Source organism: Mycobacterium parmense, assembly GCF_010730575.1.
Lineage (GTDB): Bacteria > Actinomycetota > Actinomycetes > Mycobacteriales > Mycobacteriaceae > Mycobacterium > Mycobacterium parmense.
Window position 1 is genome coordinate 2,696,406 of sequence record NZ_AP022614.1, and the last position, 19,056, is coordinate 2,715,461.

At 70.8% G+C, this 19,056-nt stretch carries 13 protein-coding genes and 1 pseudogene; 9 read left to right on the top strand and 5 right to left on the bottom strand.

Translation table 11 applies throughout. The features are described 5' to 3' along the window. The first annotated feature begins 100 nt into the window (after positions 1–100). The 4 genes from G6N48_RS12255 (at position 101) to G6N48_RS12270 (ending at position 6,540) form a co-directional block, all read left to right on the top strand. Positions 101–1,630, top strand: a complete 1,530-nt coding sequence (locus tag G6N48_RS12255) for an ATP-dependent DNA ligase (RefSeq protein ID WP_085267909.1) — start codon at positions 101–103, stop codon at positions 1,628–1,630. An 84-nt stretch (positions 1,631–1,714) separates the two neighbouring features. Continuing rightward, positions 1,715–3,967: a carbon starvation CstA family protein gene (locus G6N48_RS12260; protein WP_085267908.1), complete on the top strand. Its 2,253-nt coding sequence runs from the start codon at positions 1,715–1,717 to the stop codon at positions 3,965–3,967. A gap of 374 nt (positions 3,968–4,341) precedes the next feature. Continuing rightward, positions 4,342–5,865, top strand: a complete 1,524-nt coding sequence (locus tag G6N48_RS12265; protein WP_085267907.1) for an Hsp70 family protein — start codon at positions 4,342–4,344, stop codon at positions 5,863–5,865. Between the two features lie 9 nt (positions 5,866–5,874). Beyond that, the gene (locus tag G6N48_RS12270; protein ID WP_085267906.1) at positions 5,875–6,540 is read left to right on the top strand and encodes a nitroreductase family protein; all 666 of its coding nucleotides are present in this window, start codon (positions 5,875–5,877) and stop codon (positions 6,538–6,540) included. A gap of 45 nt (positions 6,541–6,585) precedes the next feature. Here the strand turns inward: G6N48_RS12270 and G6N48_RS28790 are convergent. From G6N48_RS28790 to G6N48_RS12295, 5 genes and pseudogenes are all read right to left on the bottom strand, one after another. Further along, positions 6,586–6,746, bottom strand: a pseudogene (locus G6N48_RS28790) (LLM class F420-dependent oxidoreductase); the annotation flags it as partial. Between the two features lie 8 nt (positions 6,747–6,754). Continuing rightward, entirely contained in the window at positions 6,755–8,794 is a 2,040-nt protein-coding gene (locus tag G6N48_RS12280; RefSeq protein WP_139825646.1) for an FAD-dependent oxidoreductase, read from the bottom strand. Continuing rightward, positions 8,791–11,988, bottom strand: a complete 3,198-nt coding sequence (locus G6N48_RS12285) for an ATP-binding protein (protein ID WP_085267905.1) — start codon at positions 11,986–11,988, stop codon at positions 8,791–8,793. The genes G6N48_RS12280 and G6N48_RS12285 overlap by 4 nt, the downstream gene beginning before the upstream one ends. Then, complete coding sequence (locus G6N48_RS12290; protein ID WP_085267904.1) at positions 11,985–12,518, bottom strand: hypothetical protein; 534 nt, start codon at positions 12,516–12,518, stop codon at positions 11,985–11,987. The genes G6N48_RS12285 and G6N48_RS12290 overlap by 4 nt, the downstream gene beginning before the upstream one ends. Further along, entirely contained in the window at positions 12,515–14,005 is a 1,491-nt protein-coding gene (locus tag G6N48_RS12295) for a hypothetical protein (protein WP_139825645.1), read from the bottom strand. Before G6N48_RS12295 ends, G6N48_RS12290 begins: the two co-directional genes overlap by 4 nt. Before the next feature lie 81 nt (positions 14,006–14,086). Here G6N48_RS12295 and G6N48_RS12300 point away from each other — a divergent pair, with 81 nt between their 5' ends. The 5 genes from G6N48_RS12300 (at position 14,087) to G6N48_RS12320 (ending at position 19,054) form a co-directional block, all read left to right on the top strand. After that, a complete protein-coding gene (locus G6N48_RS12300; RefSeq protein WP_085267902.1) occupies positions 14,087–14,764 on the top strand; it encodes a hypothetical protein in 678 nt (225 codons plus the stop codon). After that, positions 14,722–15,813 (top strand): polyprenyl synthetase family protein, encoded by a 1,092-nt coding sequence (locus G6N48_RS12305; protein ID WP_232066606.1) that lies wholly within the window; start codon positions 14,722–14,724, stop codon positions 15,811–15,813. The genes G6N48_RS12300 and G6N48_RS12305 overlap by 43 nt, the downstream gene beginning before the upstream one ends. A gap of 114 nt (positions 15,814–15,927) precedes the next feature. Next, positions 15,928–17,136 carry an acetyl-CoA C-acetyltransferase gene (locus G6N48_RS12310; protein WP_264050431.1) on the top strand — a complete coding sequence of 403 codons (1,209 nt, stop codon included), beginning with the start codon at positions 15,928–15,930 and terminating at the stop codon, positions 17,134–17,136. Continuing rightward, complete coding sequence (locus tag G6N48_RS12315) at positions 17,133–17,915, top strand: enoyl-CoA hydratase/isomerase family protein (protein ID WP_085267900.1); 783 nt, start codon at positions 17,133–17,135, stop codon at positions 17,913–17,915. The genes G6N48_RS12310 and G6N48_RS12315 overlap by 4 nt, the downstream gene beginning before the upstream one ends. Then, positions 17,912–19,054 carry a CaiB/BaiF CoA transferase family protein gene (locus tag G6N48_RS12320; protein ID WP_085268066.1) on the top strand — a complete coding sequence of 381 codons (1,143 nt, stop codon included), beginning with the start codon at positions 17,912–17,914 and terminating at the stop codon, positions 19,052–19,054. Before G6N48_RS12315 ends, G6N48_RS12320 begins: the two co-directional genes overlap by 4 nt. Positions 19,055–19,056 lie beyond the last annotated feature (2 nt).

Consider the following 19,056-nt stretch of genomic DNA (forward strand, 5'->3'; position numbering starts at 1 on the left):
CCTTAGGCGTGTCAGAATTCCTGCGATCTGTAACGTTACGCAGGCACGCTAGCGTGTCGAGCCACCAGGGTTGTCACCGAGTCATGCCAAGCTGGCAACCGTGCTTCTCCACGACGTGGCGGCCACCTCCGCCGAGGTCGGCGGCACCGCGTCGCGGCTGACCAAGGTGGCGTGCATCGCCGCGCTGCTCGGCCGCGCCGCACCGGACGCGGACGCCGTCGCCATCGTCGTGTCGTGGCTCTCCGGCGAGCTGCGGCAGCGGCAGATCGGCGTGGGCTGGGCGTCGCTGCGCTCGCGGCCCCCGGCCGCGCCGCACCCGACACTGAGCGTCACCTCGGTCGACGCCATGTTTTCCCGGATCGGCGCGGTATCGGGCAAGGGCTCACAGGCCCGGCGCGCCGAACTGCTGGCCGGGTTGTTCGCCGCCGCGACCGAGACCGAACAGACCTTCCTGCTGCGCCTGCTCGGCGGCGAGCTGCGCCAGGGCGCGCTGGCCGGGATCATGGCCGACGCCGTCGCCCGGGCCGCCGAGCTTCCGGCCGCGTCAGTGCGACGGGCCGCGATGCTGGGCGGCGACCTGCCGGCCGTCGCCGCCGCAGCGCTGGCGGGCGGGCCCGCGGCCCTCGAGGCGTTCACGCTGCGGGTCGGCCGGCCCATCGGGCCGATGCTCGCCCAGACCGCGACCGGGGTTGCCGAGGCCCTCGAAAAGCACGACGGGGCAACGATATTCGAAGCCAAGCTGGACGGCGCACGCGTCCAGATCCACCGGTCCGGTGACGAGGTGACCGTCTACACCCGCAGCCTCGACGACGTCACCGCCCGGCTGCCGGAGGTGGTGGAGGCGACGCTGGCGCTGCCGGTGCGCGAGCTGATCGCCGACGGCGAGGCGATCGCGCTGCGGCCCGACAACCGCCCGCACCGCTTCCAGGTCACTGCGTCGCGGTTCGGGCGTTCGGTCGATGTGGCCAAGGCCGCTGCGGCGCAACCGCTTTCGGTGTTCTTCTTCGATGTCCTGCACCGCGACGGCGCCGACCTGCTGGATGCGCCGACCACCGAGCGGCTGGCCGCGCTGGACGCCCTGGTGCCGCCCACCCAACGCGTCGACCGCCTGCTCACCTCCGACCAGGCCGACGCCGAGGCGTTCCTGGCCGCGACGCTGGCCGCCGGACACGAAGGGGTGATGGCCAAGGCGCCAGCCGCGCCGTACCAGGCGGGACGGCGCGGCGCGGGCTGGCTCAAGGTCAAGCCGGTGCACACCCTGGATCTGGTGGTGCTGGCCGTGGAGTGGGGGTCGGGCCGCCGCCGCGGCAAGCTGTCCAACATCCACCTCGGCGCGCGCGACGCGGCCACCGGCGGCTTCGTCATGGTTGGCAAGACGTTCAAGGGGATGACCGACGCCATGCTCGACTGGCAGACCGCGCGGTTCACCGAGCTCGCGGTCGGCCCCACCGACGGGTACGTGGTCGACGTGCGCCCCGAGCAGGTCGTCGAGGTGGCCCTGGACGGCGTGCAGAAGTCGTCGCGCTACCCGGGCGGGCTGGCGCTGCGGTTCGCTCGCGTCGTGCGCTACCGCGACGACAAGGGTCCCGCCGAGGCCGACACCATCGAAGCGGTGCGGGCCATGTACTGAGGTTCGCACCTGTGCATTCCGGGGCGAGACACACCGGTCGGGCATCGGTAGATTCACACTCGCGACGGAGGATGAGGAGGGTTCATGGCCCGGGACGTCAGTTACATCCGAACCGACGACAATCTCCCACCCGTGGCGATCGTCGACCGCTCCCCCATCACCCCCCGGCACAAGGTCGTGTTCGCGGCGATCGCCGTGGCCGGGGCCATCGCCTGGGCGATCGTCGCGTTCGCCCGCGGCGAGACGGTCAACGCGGTGTGGCTGGTGGTGGCGGCGATCTGCACCTACATCATCGGGTTCCGGTTCTACGCGCGGCTGATCGAGAACAAGATCGTGCGCCCGCGCGACGACCACGCCACACCGGCCGAGCTGCTCGACGACGGCGCCGACTACGTGCCCACCGACCGGCGGGTGCTGTTCGGCCATCACTTCGCCGCCATCGCCGGGGCCGGGCCGCTCGTCGGCCCGGTGCTGGCGACCCAGATGGGCTACCTGCCGTGCACCATCTGGATCGTCGTCGGCGCGGTGTTCGCCGGCGCCGTGCAGGACTACCTGGTGCTGTGGATATCCACCCGCCGGCGGGGTCGTTCCCTGGGACAGATGGCCCGCGACGAGCTCGGGCCCACCGGGGGCGCCGCCGCCCTCGTCGGGGCCTTCGTCATCATGGTCATCATCATCGCGGTGCTCGCCCTGGTGGTGGTGCGCGGCCTCGCGCAGAGCCCCTGGGGTGTTTTCTCCATCGCCATGACCATCCCCATCGCCCTGTTCATGGGCTGCTACCTGCGGTTCTTGCGGCCGGGACGGGTGGCCGAGGTGTCGCTGATCGGCTTCACGCTGCTGTTGCTGGCCGTGGCGTCGGGCGCGTGGGTCGCCGAAACCTCTTGGGCCGCAGCGTGGTTGAACCTGTCACCGGTTACGGTCTCCTGGCTGATCGTCGGCTACGGCTTCGTGGCGTCGGTGCTGCCGGTGTGGTTGCTGCTCGCGCCGCGCGACTACCTGTCCACGTTCATGAAGGTCGGCGCCATCGCGCTGCTCGCGGTCGGGATCTTCGTGGCCCGGCCGGTGTTGCAGGCGCCGGCGATCTCGCGGTTCGCCACCGGCGGCGACGGGCCGGTGTTCCCCGGCTCGTTGTTTCCGTTCCTGTTCATCACCATCGCATGCGGCGCCCTGTCGGGTTTCCACGCGCTGATCTCGTCGGGGACGACGCCGAAGCTGCTGGAGAAGGAAAGCCAGATGCGGCTCATCGGCTACGGCGGCATGCTCACCGAGTCGTTCGTGGCCGTCATGGCGCTGATCAGCGCCGCCATCCTCGACCAGCACGTGTACTTCGCCCTCAACGCCCCGCCCGCACAGACCGGCGGCACCGCGGCCACCGCCGCGGACTACGTCAACCGGCTCGGCCTGTCCGGGCCGCCGGCGACCGCCGGACGGCTGGCCCAAGCCGCCGCCGGGGTGGGCGAGAAGTCCATCGTGTCACGCACCGGCGGGGCGCCGACGTTGGCGGTGGGGATGTCAGAAGTGCTGGAACGGGTGGTGGGCGGCGCACGCCTCAAGGCGTTCTGGTACCACTTCGCGATCATGTTCGAGGCGCTCTTCATCCTGACAGCCGTCGATGCGGGCACCCGGGTCGCGCGTTTCATGCTCTCTGACACGCTCGGCAACCTGGGCGGACCGCTGACCAAGCTGCGCAACCCGAGCTGGCGTCCCGGCGTGTGGATCTGCAGCCTCGCCGTGGCCGCGGCGTGGGGCAGCATCCTGCTGATGGGGGTGACCGATCCCCTGGGCGGCATCAACACGCTGTTTCCGCTCTTCGGTATAGCCAATCAACTGCTCGCGGCGATCGCGCTGACCGTCGTCACCGTGGTCGTCGTCAAGAAGGGCCTGCTGCGCTGGGCGTGGATTCCCGGCATTCCCCTGCTGTGGGATCTGACGGTGACGTTGACCGCGTCGTGGCAGAAGATCTTCTCCGCCGATCCTGCGGTCGGCTACTGGACCCAGCACGCCCGTTATCTGGCGGCGCTCAACGCCGGGAAGACGTCGTTCGGTTCGGCGAAGAACGCCCATCAGCTCGACGACGTCATCAGGAACACCGCCATCCAGGGCACGCTGTCGATCCTGTTCGCCGTGGCGGTCGTGATCGTGGCCGTCGCCGGAATTACGGTCGCGCTCAGGGCAATTCGCGGCAGCGGCCGGCCGCTCACCGAGGACGGCCCGGTGCCGTCGAAACGGTTCGCGCCGTCGGGCCTGCTCCCCACCGCCGACGAGCGCGAGCTGCAGAAACGCTGGGACGCGCTGGCGGCGCCCGCCGCGCGTGGCGCGGGCGGCACAGACAGGTAGCCGGCTACTCGCGCCCCCGGGCCCTTTCCCGCCGTACGGTCGTTTCCAGGCAAGACGGCAAGGGAGGCGGGCCACATGTCGCGTACGGGAAACAATCCCTTCGGCGCTGCCGCCGACCACAGCGCGCCGCGGCCGGCCACGGTCGGGGCATCGCCGGTTCTCGGCGTCCCGGGGCGACCGTGAACATCGTCGTCACGCTGACCTCCGCCGTGCTGATGGTGATCGCCGCCAGGGGGATCTACACCCTGCAATGGTGGCTCGAGCGCACCGACTACGAGCGCCACTTCGAGGACTGACCGAACCGGTCGCGGCGGCGGCGGCGCGCGGGCAAATTGGTCGTGCCGAAATCCCCGCCACGGTCCTAAGATTTTGCGATGCGAGTCGGTATCGACTTTGGCACCACCCACACCGTCGTCGCCGCCGTCGACCGGGGCAACTATCCGGTCGTCTGTTTCGACGGGCTCGACGCCTGGCCGTCGGTCATCGCCGGCAACGCGGCCGGCGAGTTGCGCTACGGCGCCGACGCGGCGGCCGTCCGCCACGAGCCGGGATGGTCGGTGCTGCGGTCCTTCAAGCGCCTCCTCAACGACGCGGGACCGCAAACCGAGGTGAACCTGGCCGGCCGCCGGCACCGGCTGACCGACCTGCTCACCGGGTTTCTCGCGGCGCTCAAGCGCGACCTCGTCGCGCGCTCCAACGCCGGCCTGCCGGTCGGTGAGACCGTCGAGGCCGCGATCAGCGTGCCGGCCAACGCCTCGAGCGCCCAGCGCCTGCTCACCCTGGATGCCTTCGTGGCGGCGGGTTTCCACGTCGTCGCGCTGCTCAACGAGCCGTCCGCGGCGAGCCTGGAGTACGCACACCGGTACCGCTCCACCATCACCGCCAAGCGCGAGTACGTCCTCGTCTACGACCTGGGCGGCGGCACCTTCGACGCCTCGCTGCTGAAGATGACCGGGCATGCCCACGAGGTCGTCGTCAGCGAGGGCATCCAGCGCCTCGGCGGCGACGATTTCGACGAGGCGATTCTGGACCTGGTGACGACCCGGTCCGGCCTGCGTGGGCTCGACACCGCCGCGCGCGACCTGCTGAGGGAGGAGTGCGCCGCGCGCAAGGAGTCGGTCGGCCCGCAGACGCGCCGCTTCCTGGTGGACCTCACCGGCGTGGACGGGGCCGACCGGCCGCCGTTCGCCTGCCCGGTCGACGACGTCTACGCGGCGTGCGCGCCGCTGGTCGACAAGACCATGCAATTGCTCGAGCGGGTCCTGCACGATCCCAGCGGCAGGGACGTGACGTGGTCGGAGGTGGCCGGCATCTATGTGGTGGGCGGCGCGGGCAGCTTCCCGCTCGTGTCGCGGATGCTTCGCACCACCTTCGGCGAGAAGCGCGTGAAGCGCTCGCCCCATCCCTTCGCGGCCACGGCGATCGGTCTGGCCGTCTTCCTCGACAGCGAGGCCGATTTCGCGCTGTCCGAACGCTTCTCGCGCAACTTCGGGGTGTTTCGCGAGGCGGAGGCCGGCGCCGGCGTCGTCTTCGACCCGATTGTGTGCAAGGACGTGTCCCTCCCCGCCGACGGGCAGACCCCCCTGGTGGTCAAGCGGACCTATCGCGCCGCGCACAACATCGGGCATTTCCGGTTCGTGGAATGCAGCCGCCTGGTCAACGGCCGGCCCGACGGCGACGTGACGCCCTACGACCCGGTCCTGTTCCCGTTCGACCCGGCCCTGCGCGACCGCGACGACCTCGGGCGCCAGCCCGTCGGCCGGTGGAAGGACGGCCCCGACGTCGAGGAGCGCTACGTCATCACCCCGAGCGGCACGGTCGAGGTGACGCTGACGACGCGGCCCGCCGGCTTCGAGCGCACCTTCCGGCTGGAACGCCGGGCCCCCGCCGGCGTGTAGAAACGAGGCATGGACCTCTACGACGTGATGCGGACGACGTTCGCGGCGCGCGAGTTCACCGGCGACCCCCTGCCCGACGAGGTGTTGTCGCGGATCTTCGACAACGCGCGCTTCGCGCCCAGCGGCGGCAACCGGCAGGGCGCACACATTACCGTGGTCCGCGACCCGGACACCCGTCGCTGCCTCGCCCAACTCGGGATCCCCGCTGCCCGGCGCTACTTCGCGCAGCGCCAGGCGGGCGAAAACCCTTGGAACGCGGTTAATCCCACCGCAGTCCCGCAGGACGTGATCGACGCCACGGAAGTACCCGACACCTTCGTCGCGCCGATCGCCAACGCGCCGGTGGTCCTGGTGGTGTCCGTCGACCTGGGTGTGGTCGCCGCCGTGGACCAGGACCTCGACCGCGTCGGCCTCGCGGGCGGCGCGTCGGTGTATCCGCTGATCTGGAATGTCCTGCTGGCCGCGCGCAACGAGGGCTACGGCGGCACCTTCACCACCATGGCCGTCGCGGCCGAGGACCAAGTGCGCCCCCTGCTCGGCATCCCCGATCAGCACGCGATCGCCGCGGTCGTGCCGCTGGGCAAGCCCGTGCGACAGCTGACCAAACTGCGCCGGCGCCCGGTCGGCGACTTCGTCACCCGTGACCGCTTCGACGGCCCCGCCTTCGCAGGGTGAGGGGCAAGGTGCCTGGCTCAGCGGCGACGGTTTTCAGCTGACGTTTCAGCCCCGCAGCTGCGGCAGCACGTCTCGCTGGTACGCCGCGAAGAAACCGTCCATGTGACGCTCTCGGCGACCTTCTCCGGCGCCACCTGCGGCATGAGTGCGCCGAAGTCTTTGGGGCGCGGCAGGATCTGCGAGCTCTGCCCGGGCAGGGCCTCGTTGGGCGCCGTCACGGCAGATAGTAGCCGCGGATGCCGTAGTGGCGGCCGCGGCCGAGCAGGACGTTGGCGGCCTGCAATCCGGAGCGCACGGCCGCCTCGATGCACCCGGCGTTCATGCCGCAGTCCGTCCAGTCGCCCGCCAGCACCAGGTTGTCGTAGCCGCTTTCGTCGGGCCTCAGCCGGTAGCGGTCCGAGCCGGGCACGGATTGCACGTAGCGGTCGGACGGGTCGATGTTCACGCTGACATGCTGGCCGGCGAGCAGGTGCCACGCAAAACCCCCGTCGCCGACCGCGTCGGGAAACCACAGTCCCACATCGCGATTCAGGAACTTGACGGCGTCGGCGCGAACCTGCTCGTCGTAGCGGCGGACGTAGCCGGCCGGGTCATCCTCGACGGGCCAGGGCGCGTCGAGACTGCCGCAGAAGTAGGCGACGGTGCGCGCCGGGTCGTCGTGGGGCCACTGCTCGGCCCACAGCGTCTGCCCCATCGACGCCCACGTCTCGAACGGCGGGAGGTAGGCGCTGGTCGTCACCGCGGGCTTGCCGCGCCAGCCCAGCGACGCCTCGTCGCACCGCAGCCAGATCTGCAACGCCTGGGTGGCGACGGTGCGCACATGGGTGGTCATGTCACGCCACTCGGGCCGGTCGTCGACGAGTTCCCGCGCGACGATGTCGAGCATTCCCAGGGAGACGGCCAGCACGACGTGGTCGAAGTCGGCGCCGCGGCGCAGCACCCTGGTCTCGGCGTCAGCCGCACCGCCCCAATGTGTTTCGAGTGCCCGCCAGTCACGGACCGGCTCGGAGACCGACAGCTGGTCGACGAGCGGGCGGGCGGGAAACACCGGAAGTCCCCGCACCTCGGTGAGCGGCTCGTAGCGTTGTGTGCCGTCGGCGAGCCGGACCTGCCGGCCCATGGTGATCGACTCGATGCCGCGGCGCTGCGCGTCCAGATGCAATCCGTCGAGGCGGTGGAAGAACTCGAACTGCACGCCGCGCTGCCGCAGGGCCTGGTAGAGCGGGGCGATGACGACGTCGCCCATGCCCGCCGTCATCTTCCAGAACACCGCACCCTTGTATTCGAACAGGACGAGGCCGGTGAGGAAGACGGCCAGGCCGGCGCCGAAAGCCGGCCGGGCCGGATCGGCGTCCTCGTAGCCGAACACCAGGTCGTAGAGGCCGCGAATCAGCGGGAATTCCAACACGTCCGGGTGCCCACCGTGGCGCAGCAGCCACGCCCCGAAGTCTTCGTCGTTGATCGCCCGGAACCCGCGGGGGTCGGTGATCAGCTTGTCGGCGACGATCCCCCGGGCCGTCGCGGTCACCAGAGACATCAGCAGCCAGGCGCGCTTGTGGGCCGGGCGCCGTTCGTAGTCGAGCGCGCCGCGGATGGCGTCGAGGACGGCGCCGAGCAGGTCGGTCGCCGCCGCGCCGGCCGGCGGCGCCTCGGTCAGGGCCAGCAGCGCGGCCAGCGCGCCGCGCCGCACGGCCTCGGCGGCATCGTTGCCGGCGGGCGGATCCGGTGAGGTGGACAAGGCGAGGCCGTCGGCGGGTACGCCGCGCAGGGACTCGGCGAAGTCGACGAGCAGGTCGAGCGCGCGCCGCAGGAATCCCACCGCCGTCATCTCACGACCGCTGCTGCCCGGCTCGCCCGGCAGCTCGTCGTTGCGGGTGAAGGTGCCCAGCCAGACCAGCCACTCGGTGCCCCAGCGCTCGGCCAGGCCGAGGTTGTCGGCGGGGATCAACGCCTGGTCCCAGGTTTGCACCGGCGCCGCCGGATCGGTTCGCGCCCTGTCTAATTCGGCGTAGCACTGGCGAAGCAACGCGAACGCGTTCTCGTAGGAGCCCAGCCAGATGTGCAGGCCGTGCTCTTCGATGCGCCCGTGGGCGCCGCGGCTCGAGGCCGCCTTGCCGCCCAGGCGCCAGCCGCGCTGGTAGACGGTGATGGACTCGAATCGCCCGCGCCAGCCCGGCTCGCTGAGCCGCCACGCCGCGGCGAGCCCGGCCATGCCGCCACCCAGGATCGCGACGCGGCCCTTGCTGCGGCTCACGCGAGCAACGCCCGCGCGCGCGCCAAGTCCGGCCATGCGCCATCGGCGGGGAAGCGGGACACGCTGTCGCGCAAAGCTTCCCGTGCCACCTCGCCGCAAAGCTCGAAATACTCTATAGCGCAGCGTATTTCGAATATCGTGGCGTGCTGCTCGCGCGCCAGTTCGATGGCCGCCCACAACTGGGCGTGCCGTTGCGCCGGGTCGCGGTGAGTGTGCGCGAGGATGCGCAACAGCTCCGCGTCATAGCAGTGCATGCCGGTGTTCTGCGCCAGCGCCAGCGCGGTGACGAGCCGCTCCCGGGCCTCGGCCGGTTGGCCGGCGGCAAGCAGCAGGCGCGCGAGCACGCCGTCGTAGAACGTGATCATCGACTGCAGGCCGATCTCCCGCCAGGCATCGACGATGCCGGTCACCGTTGCGATGTGGCCGCGCAACGCATCTCGGTCGGCGGGGCGTGCCGTCATGGCCCGCAGTGCGTCGACGACGGCTTGCTGGGCCAGGCCGAGCGCCACCCAGGAGTCGAGGCCGTGGGCCCGGGCGTCGGTGACCAGGGCGGCGGCCACGGCGGCGGCGCGGTCGAGATCGCCGGCGTCGACGCGCATCAGCACCTCCATCTGCCTTGCGTACGCCAGGCTGAACGGGCCCTGCGGCAGACCGATGGATGCGCACCGCGGCACGCATTCGGCCAACTCGTCCTCCGCACCGCGCAGATCGCCCTGGACGAAGCGCGCCAGTGCGAGATGGGTGTGCATCGATGCGATCGGATCGGTCGCCATGAACCAGGCCGCCATGACTTCCCGGCGCACGTTGCGCCGGTGCGAGGCGGCCGCTTCCAGCTTCTCCCGGGCCAGGTCGAATTCGCCTCGATACCAGGCGAGCATCCCGAATCCGGCCGTCAGGGTGGGCCATTGCGTCGACTGCCCCTTGACGATGCCCGCGTCGATCGCCTGCAGCACCTGATGCGCGTGGCGCAGGTCGGCCCGGATCACGTAATGCCCCCACAGCGCGGTCAGTATCGAGAACAGGTCGTCGGTGATCTCCGTCCCCCGCAGCTGCAGGCAACGTTTGAAGTCGGCGGCGGCATTCTGGCTCACCGCACCCTCGGCCGCATAGAACAGGAAGCCACGCCGCAGGCGCAGCGCGATCTCACGGTTGTTGCGGTCGGGACCGACGGGCAGGCATTCGATCTGCGAAATCGCCTGTCCCAGATAGGAAAGGGCTTCTGCAAGGGCACCCCTGCGGCGGGCCGCCTTCGATGCCTTCTGATAGGCCGTCGCCGCCGCTTCGTAGCGCTGCGCGCCTTCGTAGTGGCTGGCGATCAGCGGCCAGTCGGCGATCGCGTCGGACGTCGACGCCAGCAGCGCGTCGGCGACCCGTCCGTGCATCCGGCGACGCAGCGTCGGCGGCGAGAGTTCGGCGGCGATGTCGCGAAGGAGTTCGTGGCGGAATCGCCAGGCGTCCTGCCCCACCGGTTCGAGAACCCGCCCCTTGCAGAGCTCGTCGGTCGCGCAATCCAGTTCCGCGCCGTCGATTTCGACCGCCGCGGCCAGCAGACGGCGGTCGATGACGTCGCCGACCACCGCGGCGCCTTCGACCACGCGGACCGCGTGATGGGACCGCAGCCGCGCAAACAGTGCCTCGTACAGCGAGTCGGGGACGTGGGCAAAGTCCGCGGCGTCGGCGGGTTGCTCCCTGAGCTTGGCGACGACCTCCTCGATGAACAGCGGCAGCCCGTCGCAGCGCCGGCGCACCGCCCGGCGCCCCTCCTCGCCCAGTTCGGGAAAGAGCGCGGCGATCAGCTCCTCGCTCTGCGGATCCGACAGCGGCGCCAGCGCGAAGTGGGCGACACGCGGCCCGGCCGGCAGGGATTCGACTGCGCGACTGGTCATCACGACCAGGAGCCGGCCGGATTCGTCGTCGAGCAGCGCCTCGACCACCCCGGTGGTGTCCTCGTCGAACCAGTGCATGTCGTCGGCGACGAAGAGCGCGGGGCCGGCGCCGAGGCGGGCGCGCAGATATTCGAGCACCGCGCGAGTGACCCGCCGATACAGCTTGGCGCCGTCGGTTTCGGCCGCCTCGTAACCCGCGTCGGGGGAGATCCCCAACACCGGCGCCAGCAGCGGCACGATGCTCGCCGGGTCCAGGCCGCTCCCGGCGACCTCGGCGGTCAGGCGGGCGACGACCTCGGTCTGCGGTGTGTCGCGATCGATCCCGCAGCGGCGTTCGAGCAGCCGGCGCACCGGATGCAGGCCGACATCGGTGTGCAGTGGCGAACCGGCCAGCTCGATCACCACGGACCGCGACGCCTCCGCCTGTTCCACGGCCGCGGCCGCCAGCCGGCTCTTGCCTATGCCGGCCTCCCCGCTGATGGCCAGCCCCACGGCATCCAGCGTCCCCGCGCGGGCCCGCTCCCAGCAGTCCGCGAGATACGCCAGTTCGCGCTCGCGCCCCACAACCAGCCGGTGGGACGCGCGCGCTGCGTCAGCCCGCTCGCCCAGGACCTGCGAGTGCTCGACCGGTCCCGAGATACCCTTCACCAGTTGAGGTTTCAGGCGCTTGAAAGCGAAGTGCTTGCCCGTGATCCGTTCGACCGCGGACGAGACGACGACACCCCCCGGCGGGGCCAGACCCGAAACCCGCGCCGCCAGGTTGGCGGCCAGTCCGTAGACGTCGTCTTGTTGCAGGTCGAGGTAGACCACCCCGCGATGCACGCCGACGCGGACCGCGACCGTGAAGCCGAACCGGCGCTGGATCCGTTCGCTGAGGCTCGCGACGTCGCGCGCGATATCGAGGCCCGCGAGCACCGCCCGCCGCGCGTCGTCCTCGTGCGCCCTGGGGTGACCGAAGACGATCAGCAGCCCGTCGCCCTTGATCGAGGCCACGTGTCCCTCGTAGCGGTCGACGATCTGGCGAACCTGCTCCTTGTAGCGGCCGACGGCGGCGCGATAGGTCTCGGGCTCGACCCGGGTGGACAGCGCGGTGGAATCGACGAGATCGACGAACATGATGGTCAGCCGGCGGATCTCGCCATGGTCGGAGGGCGCGGAGAGCAGCCCCTCGGCGTCGGCGTTGCCGTGGTCGATGGCCAGCACCTGCTCGGCGAGGTCTCGAGCCGCGGTGCGTTCCCCCCGGCTGATGGCCTCGAACGCCCTGTCAAGCAGCTCGTCGATCGACAGCCGGGGCTGGTCGTCGCTCACAGCTCGACGGTGACCAAGCGATCGACGTAACTCGCGGGGACCAGGTTGCCGGTCAGCGTCGTCAGCCGAACCGTTCCCGTGTAGCTGGCGCCCATGTACCGGGCGTCGAGGAGGCGGACGGAGAACGACGTCGCGCCGGCCGCCAGGACGTTGGTGGGGTGGAATGCGATCTTGGAGTCGGGAATGCCGACTTGCCCACCCACCTGCGTGAACTGCTGTTGGATCGACAGCTGGCGCGAGTAGCCCGGATCGGCCGCAACGTGAATCGGGCCGCTGGGTTGCAACCCGCACGCCGCCTCCTGCGTAGGCGCCGTGGTGCCGCAGCCGTGGGCCACCGCGGTCCGGAAGTGGCTGGCCGAACCGCGCGCGACGATGTCGAAGAACTTGACCATCGACCGGCCCCAGGCCTCGCACCCGAACGTGCCGGCGTCGATCTGCGCTACCGCGTCGTCGGCGAGGAGCCGAGCCTGCGCGACGGCCGCGTTCGTGGTCGCGGTGAATTGCCGTACCGTATCGGGTGATTCGCTCATGTGTCGCCTCCGCCCTGGACGGGGCCCGCGCCCGGCGCGGTCGCGGGCAACTGGGCAAGCCTCGCCAGGAACCGCCACGGTTCGCTGGCCATCCGCGCGCCGAATTTGGCGCTGAACGTGACGAGATCGTCGACGGTGAGGTCCTTGTCGGCGAACTTCGCCGCGAGCGCGGCGCTCTGGTTGGCGGTTTCCGCGAGGTATTCCGACATCATGCTGACCGCCAGTCCGGCCGCCGTCTTCGGGACGGCGCCGCCCGAGGCACCGGCGGTGGCCGCGGCAGGCTTCGCGGCCTCCTCCTTTCGGGCCGCTGGGGGCGGCAGCACCGCCTCGGCGCCGCCCTGGGGCGCCGAGAAAAAGCTCTGCATCGCCTGGTTGTTCGTCAGCGGCGCGGGCGGATCGGCCCACGCGACCAGGTTCGGCGGCGGATTCTTGGCGTGGCCCAGCAGCATTTCCGCCGCGGCCTGCCCGTACCCCATGACGCAGACGAAGATCTTCTGGGCGATCGGCCACAGCGTCTTGATGTGCACGACTTTCCTGGTGGTGACGGTCACGCCGGCGCTCGGGTTCGCCGCCGTCCCCGTGACGACCTTGAGCCAGCCCTTGTCGACAGTGACCTGACCGTCGCCCCCGTTGGGGTTCGCGCCGCTGAGGTCGTATTGCACGACGGCCCCGTCGGAGTACTGCGCCTTGAAGAACCGCAGGTCGGTCCTCAGCTCCGGCATTCCCGAACCGCACCAGGCGCCCACCGTCTCGAGAACATGTCCCCAGTTCTCATAAGGGATGGCCGGCGCCGGATCCGGGGGGCTGGTGAGACCGTCCATGCTGCAGAAGAACTCACCGGCCGTCTTGTCCCAGTTGCGCGGATCGAGGATCGCTTCCACCTGGCCTACGGTCAGCGAATCGTCGTCGAACGTTGTGTCGACGACGACGCACTCGACGCCGTCCTGGGTCGTCAGACACGCGTTGCAGAGCGGCACGCGGGCAACCATGGGATCGAGGCATCCGAGCTCCAGCGCGTAGGCGATGGCTTTGTTCCAGTCCCGTCCGGCATGGAAGTGCGCCAGCAGCACATCGAACAGTTGGCGCGCCGGGTCGGGCTGTTGTCTCACGTAGCCGGGGATCGTCTCTGTTTGCGGGACGGCCAGGCCGAGCCCTTGCACGTACTGGTCCGGCCCGATTCCGACCAGGCCCGGCACGTGCATGAGCGCTCCGAGAATGTACACCAGCCGCGACACCTGTGGCACGCTCAGCGGCGCCGCGTCCGTGAGGGCAAGCAACGCATCATCGACAGGCGGGAACTGGCGCTGAAGAAAGTCCTCGAGATTGCCCGACCAGCCCCGCTGGCCTTCTCCGGTGCTGCCGGGGAGATAGCCCTCGACGATCGGCGCGACGTGCGGATTCGAGGATGCCGTTACGGCCTTGTCGAGCGCGGCGTAAAGGGCGAGCAGGTTGTACAACCGTCCGGGAGATCGTGCCGGTTCCGTCATCAGGCCTCCAGCCCCCCGTTTGCGCAGCTAGCATACCCTGTTGCGGGTGTGTATGGCGTGCCGGTGCGGAGGAAAATTCACGTGAACGACGGCGTCACCAACGACGGTACGATCAGCGACTTACCCTGGGTGAGCGTGTTCGATCCGGTCGCCAATGCCCGTGCATTGACCGCCATCCAGGCAAGGGGTTTCTCGGCGGCGACACAACTCGTCGACCGATTCGTCCGGATCGCCGAATCGGCGGCCACCGGCGGGGCTGCGGAGTCCGCGGGCAGCAAAGCGGAAACGACCGCTGCGGTCGGTGCCGGCGGCGATGTGGACGCGATGCTGACCGCGTGGTGGTCGATGTTCGGCCGGCTGCTCCGGTCGATGCCCGGGGCGGCCGCCCTGCGCGGCGACGGGGCTGCGTTCGACTTCGCGGGCCGAAGCGCCGAGGGCGGTGTGCGCCTGACCGCGGACGGCAGCGGCGTGGCCGCCGCGGAGGTGTGGCTGCACAACCGCGGCGCCGAGGACATCGATTCGGTCGCGCTAAGGTGCGGTGATTTGCTCGCGCACGACGGCACCTCGGTGAGCTCCGCCGCCGTGCGGTTCTCCCCCGAGCGGCTCGCGCTGCCCGGCCGGTCGAGCCGCGGCGTGACAATCGAGGTCGAAGTGGCGCCCTGCGCGGCGCCGGGCTGTTACCGCGGAACCCTGCTCGCCGAGGGATATCCCGATCTGTGGCTGCCGGTGACGCTGACGCTGCGGGCCCCGGCCGGATGACCACCGCCGCCGACGCGACGGAACTTGCCGCGGCCGTGGAGGACCGGTTGCGCGAGGTCGCGCGCAGCGTGCGCCGGTCGATGCTCGACGCCATGCCCGACGGCGAGCCCGTTGCCTGGCTCTACGGTCCGATGCGCGATTACCCGTCGCGGCCCGGCAAGGCGTTGCGGCCCGCGCTGTGCCTGTCGGCCGGCCGCGCGTTCGGGGGGAACCCCGACGACCTACTGGGCATAGCCGTCGCAATCGAGTTGTTGCACAACGCTTTCCTGGTGCACGACGACATCGCCGACGGCAGCGAGATGCGCCGCGGGCGCCCCACCCTGGCGGCCGCACACGGTCTGGCGGTGGCCCTCAACGCCGGGGACGGCCTGGCGATCGTGGCGAACCAGGTGCTGCGCCGGGCGGCCCGTCGCCTCGACCGCGACCTCGCCGACCTCGTGCTGGCGGAGTTCGACACGATGGCCATGCGCACTCTCGAAGGCCAGGCCACCGAGGCCGGCTGGCAGGCCGACGATGTCGAGAGCCTGGGCCCGGAGGATTACCTCGAGCTGATCATGCACAAAACCTGCTGGTACACCACGATTCACCCGCTGCGGGTGGGGGCGATGGTGGGTTCGGGCGGCACCGCCGACCTGGATCCCCTGGTCCGCTTCGGCTTCCACTTCGGGGCGGCATTCCAGATCCGCGACGACCTGCTGAACCTGATCGGCGACGAGCGGGTGTACGGCAAAGAGATCCTCGGCGACCTCTACGAGGGGAAGCGGACGCTGGCCCTGGTGCACCTGGCCGCGACCGCACGGGGCGAGGACCGCACCGTGCTGAAGGATTATTTGCGCAGGACGCGGGTCCAGCGTTCGGAAGTACTCGTTCGGACCATTCGAGCGTTGATGGACGACTACGGCAGCATCGCTTTCACCCGCGAGTACGCCGAGGGCATCCTGCTGGTCGCCGAGCAGTGTTTCGAGCGGGCCTTCGCGCAGGCGCGACCGGGACCTGATCTGGATTTCCTGCGCGCGCTGGTGCCCTACGTCTGGGCGCGCTGGCGCTGATCCGCCGCGAGGCGATTGAAGAGAATACCTTTGCTTTTTTAGAGAAGGTTATTCTCCTAAGTCGAGAGACGCTTTACGATCGGTGTGATCGAAGGAGCAGACATCGACGCCTGGATTGTCGACGCGGTCCGCACGCCCCGGGGGCGCGGCCGCCCCGACGGAGCCCTGCACGGGGTCCATCCGCAAGCGCTGTTCGCCCGGTGCCTGACCGCGCTCGCCGACCGCACCGGGTTCGACCCCGGGGACGTCGACGACGTCATCGCCGGCAACGGCATCCTGTCCGGCGACCACGCCGACGACATCGCGCGCCTGTCTGTCCTGCTGGCCGGCTGGCCCGAGACCGTTCCGGGCATGACGCTCAACCGCTTCTGCGGGTCGGGCCAGCAGGCCGTCACGGTGGCGGCGTCGGCGGTCGCCGCCGGCGGCGAGCACCTGGTGATCGCCGGGGGCGTCGAGTCGATGTCCCGCTGGGGCGTCACGGTCGGGGTGCCGACCATAGACGGCGACAACCCGGACCTTCGCGCCCGCTACCCGACTGTGCCGCAGGGCGTCTCGGCCGACCTCATCGCCACGCTCGAGGGCTTCACCCGCGAGACGGTCGACGCCTACGCCGCGCAGAGCCAGGGCCGGGCCGCCGCTGCCATCGACGAGGGTCGGTTCGACCGCTCGCTGGTCGAGGTGGCCACGCCGGGCGGCGCCGTCACGACCGACGAGCATCCCCGCCCCGGCACCTCGGCCGAGGCGCTGGGGCGGCTCAGGCCCGCCTTCGCCGCCATGGGCGCCGCCCGGGCCGACGGCGAGCGCAAGACGTTCGACGAGATCTGCCTCGAGCGCTACCCGGGCATCGACCTCATCGACCATGTTCACCACGCCGGCAACTCGTCGGGCGTCGTCGACGGGGCCGCCGCCGTGACGGTCGCCTCCTCCGAATGGCTGCGGGCCCACAAGGTCTCGCCGCGCGCGCAGATTCGTGCCGCCGCGGCCGTCGGCAGCGAACCGGTCATTATGCTCACCGCGCCCGGACCCGCGGCCCACCGCTGCCTGCAACGCGCCGGCATGGACGTCGCCGACATCGACCTGTGGGAGGTCAACGAGGCCTTCGCCGCCGTTGTGCTCAAGACGATCCGCGACCTCGGCATCGACCCGGGCCGGGTCAACGTCAACGGCGGAGCGATCGCGCTGGGCCACCCCATCGGCGCCACCGGCGCGATGCTGATCGGCACGGTTCTCGACGAGCTCGAACGCCGCGACCTGACAACGGGATTGGTGACCATGTGCACCGGCGGCGGGATGGGCACCGCGACCATCGTCGAACGGCTGTGACGGTGCCGGGCACCCTGGAGGTGGACCGCCCGCACGACGGAGTCGTCGTCGTGCGGCTGAACCGCCCGAAATCCCTCAACGCCATCAACGAGGCGATGCAGACCGAATTGCTCCAGCGGCTGGCCGAATTGGCGGTCGACCGCTGCACGCGCGCCGTCGTGCTGACCGGCGCCGGGCGCGGCTTCTGCGCGGGCATCGACATGCGCGACTTCGGGCCCGGCGTGCCCGGACCCGACGCGCCCGCGCTGGACCGGATGCGCTTCCAGGAGAAGATGGCGGCCCTCGCGGAGGCCGTACGCGCGCTGCCGCAACCCGTGATCGCGGCGGTCAACGGCCCGTGTGTCGGCGCGGGTTTCGCGTTGTGCCTGGCATCCGACCTCCGGATCTGTTCGGCGACGGCATCGTTCGGCAACGCCGCCATCCTGCTCGGGCTGTCCGGCGCCGAGATGGGCATGAGCTACCACCTGCCGCGTATCGTCGGCACCAGCGTGGCCGCCGACTGGATGCTCACCGGGCGCACCGTGTCGGCCGCCGAGGCGGACCGGCGCGGCCTGGTCAGTGAGGTCGTCGAGCCGGACCGGCTGGCCGGCCGCGCCGTGGAGCTGGCCCGGCTGATCGCGGGACACGCGCCGCTGGCCACCGAGCTGACCAAGCGGGCCCTGCAGGTCAACACCGACGCCGCCGGCCTGTCCCCGGCGCTGGAACTGGAGAACCGCAATCAGGTGATCAGCCACGCCACCGAGGAGGCGGCGCGACGCCGCGCGAAGTGGTCCTCGTGACGGGCCCGCTGCGCGGCGTGCGCGTCGTCATGATGGGCGGCCTGGGGCCGGCGCCGTTCTGCGGGATGCTGCTGGGAGACCTGGGCGCCGACGTCGTGCGCGTCGACAGCCTCGCGGGTGTGGACGGCGGGCTGCCCATCGACTACACCGTTCGCCGCGGTGAGCGGTCCCTGGCCGCCGACCTGAAGGATCCCCGGGGCGCAGACCTGGTGCGCCGGTTGGCCGCCGGCGCCGACGCGTTCGTCGACGTGTACCGGCCCGGCGTGGCCGAGCGGCTCGGCATCGGCCCGGACGCGCTGCGCGGGCAGAACCCTCGCCTCGTGTACGCCCGGATGACGGGCTACGGGCAGGACGGCCCGCTGGCCGGGCACGCCGGCCACGACATCAACTACCTTGCGGTGACCGGCGCCCTGCACGGCATCGGGCCCGCGGAGGCGCCGGTGCCACCGCTGAACCTGGTCGCCGACTATGGTGGCGGCGCAATGCTGTTGGCCGTCGGGCTGTTGAGCGCGATCCTCGAGGCCCGCGAGTCCGGCACCGGGCAGGTGCTCGACGTCGCGATGGTCGACGGCGTCGCGACGCTGCTGGCACCGTATTTCGGCATGCTGCGGGCCGGCACGTGGCGAGACCGGCGGCAGGACAACCTGCTCGACGGCGGCGCCCACTTCTACGGCGTGTACACCACCGCCGACGGCGGCCACATGGCCGTCGGCGCGATGGAGCCGAAGTTCTACGCCGAACTGTGCGCCCGGCTCGGCGTCGACGTGCCGCAGGACGACGACCAGCCCGAGACCTGGGCGGCGCACCGCGCCGTCCTGGCCGCACGCTTCGCCGAGCGGACCCGCGACGAGTGGCAGCGGCTGCTGGACTCGCCGGGATGCTGTGCCACACCGGTCTTTTCGCTTATCGAGGCCATGCGGCATCCGCACCTCGTCGCCAGGCAGACCTTCGTCGACGTGGACGGCATCACCCAGCCGGCGCCGGCGCCCCGCTTCTCGCGCACACCGGCGGCGGCGCCGTCGTCGCCGTCACTGCCCGGCGACCACACGCGTGAGCTGTTGCGCGAGATGGGTTTCGACGCCGACGCAATTGCCGGGTTGACCGACGCCGGCGTCGTCGCACAGAGCAGGAAGGGTTAACA

Coding starts and splice junctions, on each gene's coding strand:
- G6N48_RS12260 (WP_085267908.1), top strand. CDS start 1,715: ATGGCCCGGGACGTCAGTTACATCCGAACCGACGACAATCTCCCACCC.
- G6N48_RS12265 (WP_085267907.1), top strand. CDS start 4,342: ATGCGAGTCGGTATCGACTTTGGCACCACCCACACCGTCGTCGCCGCC.
- G6N48_RS12270 (WP_085267906.1), top strand. CDS start 5,875: ATGGACCTCTACGACGTGATGCGGACGACGTTCGCGGCGCGCGAGTTC.
- G6N48_RS12290 (WP_085267904.1), bottom strand. CDS start 12,518: ATGAGCGAATCACCCGATACGGTACGGCAATTCACCGCGACCACGAAC.
- G6N48_RS12295 (WP_139825645.1), bottom strand. CDS start 14,005: ATGACGGAACCGGCACGATCTCCCGGACGGTTGTACAACCTGCTCGCC.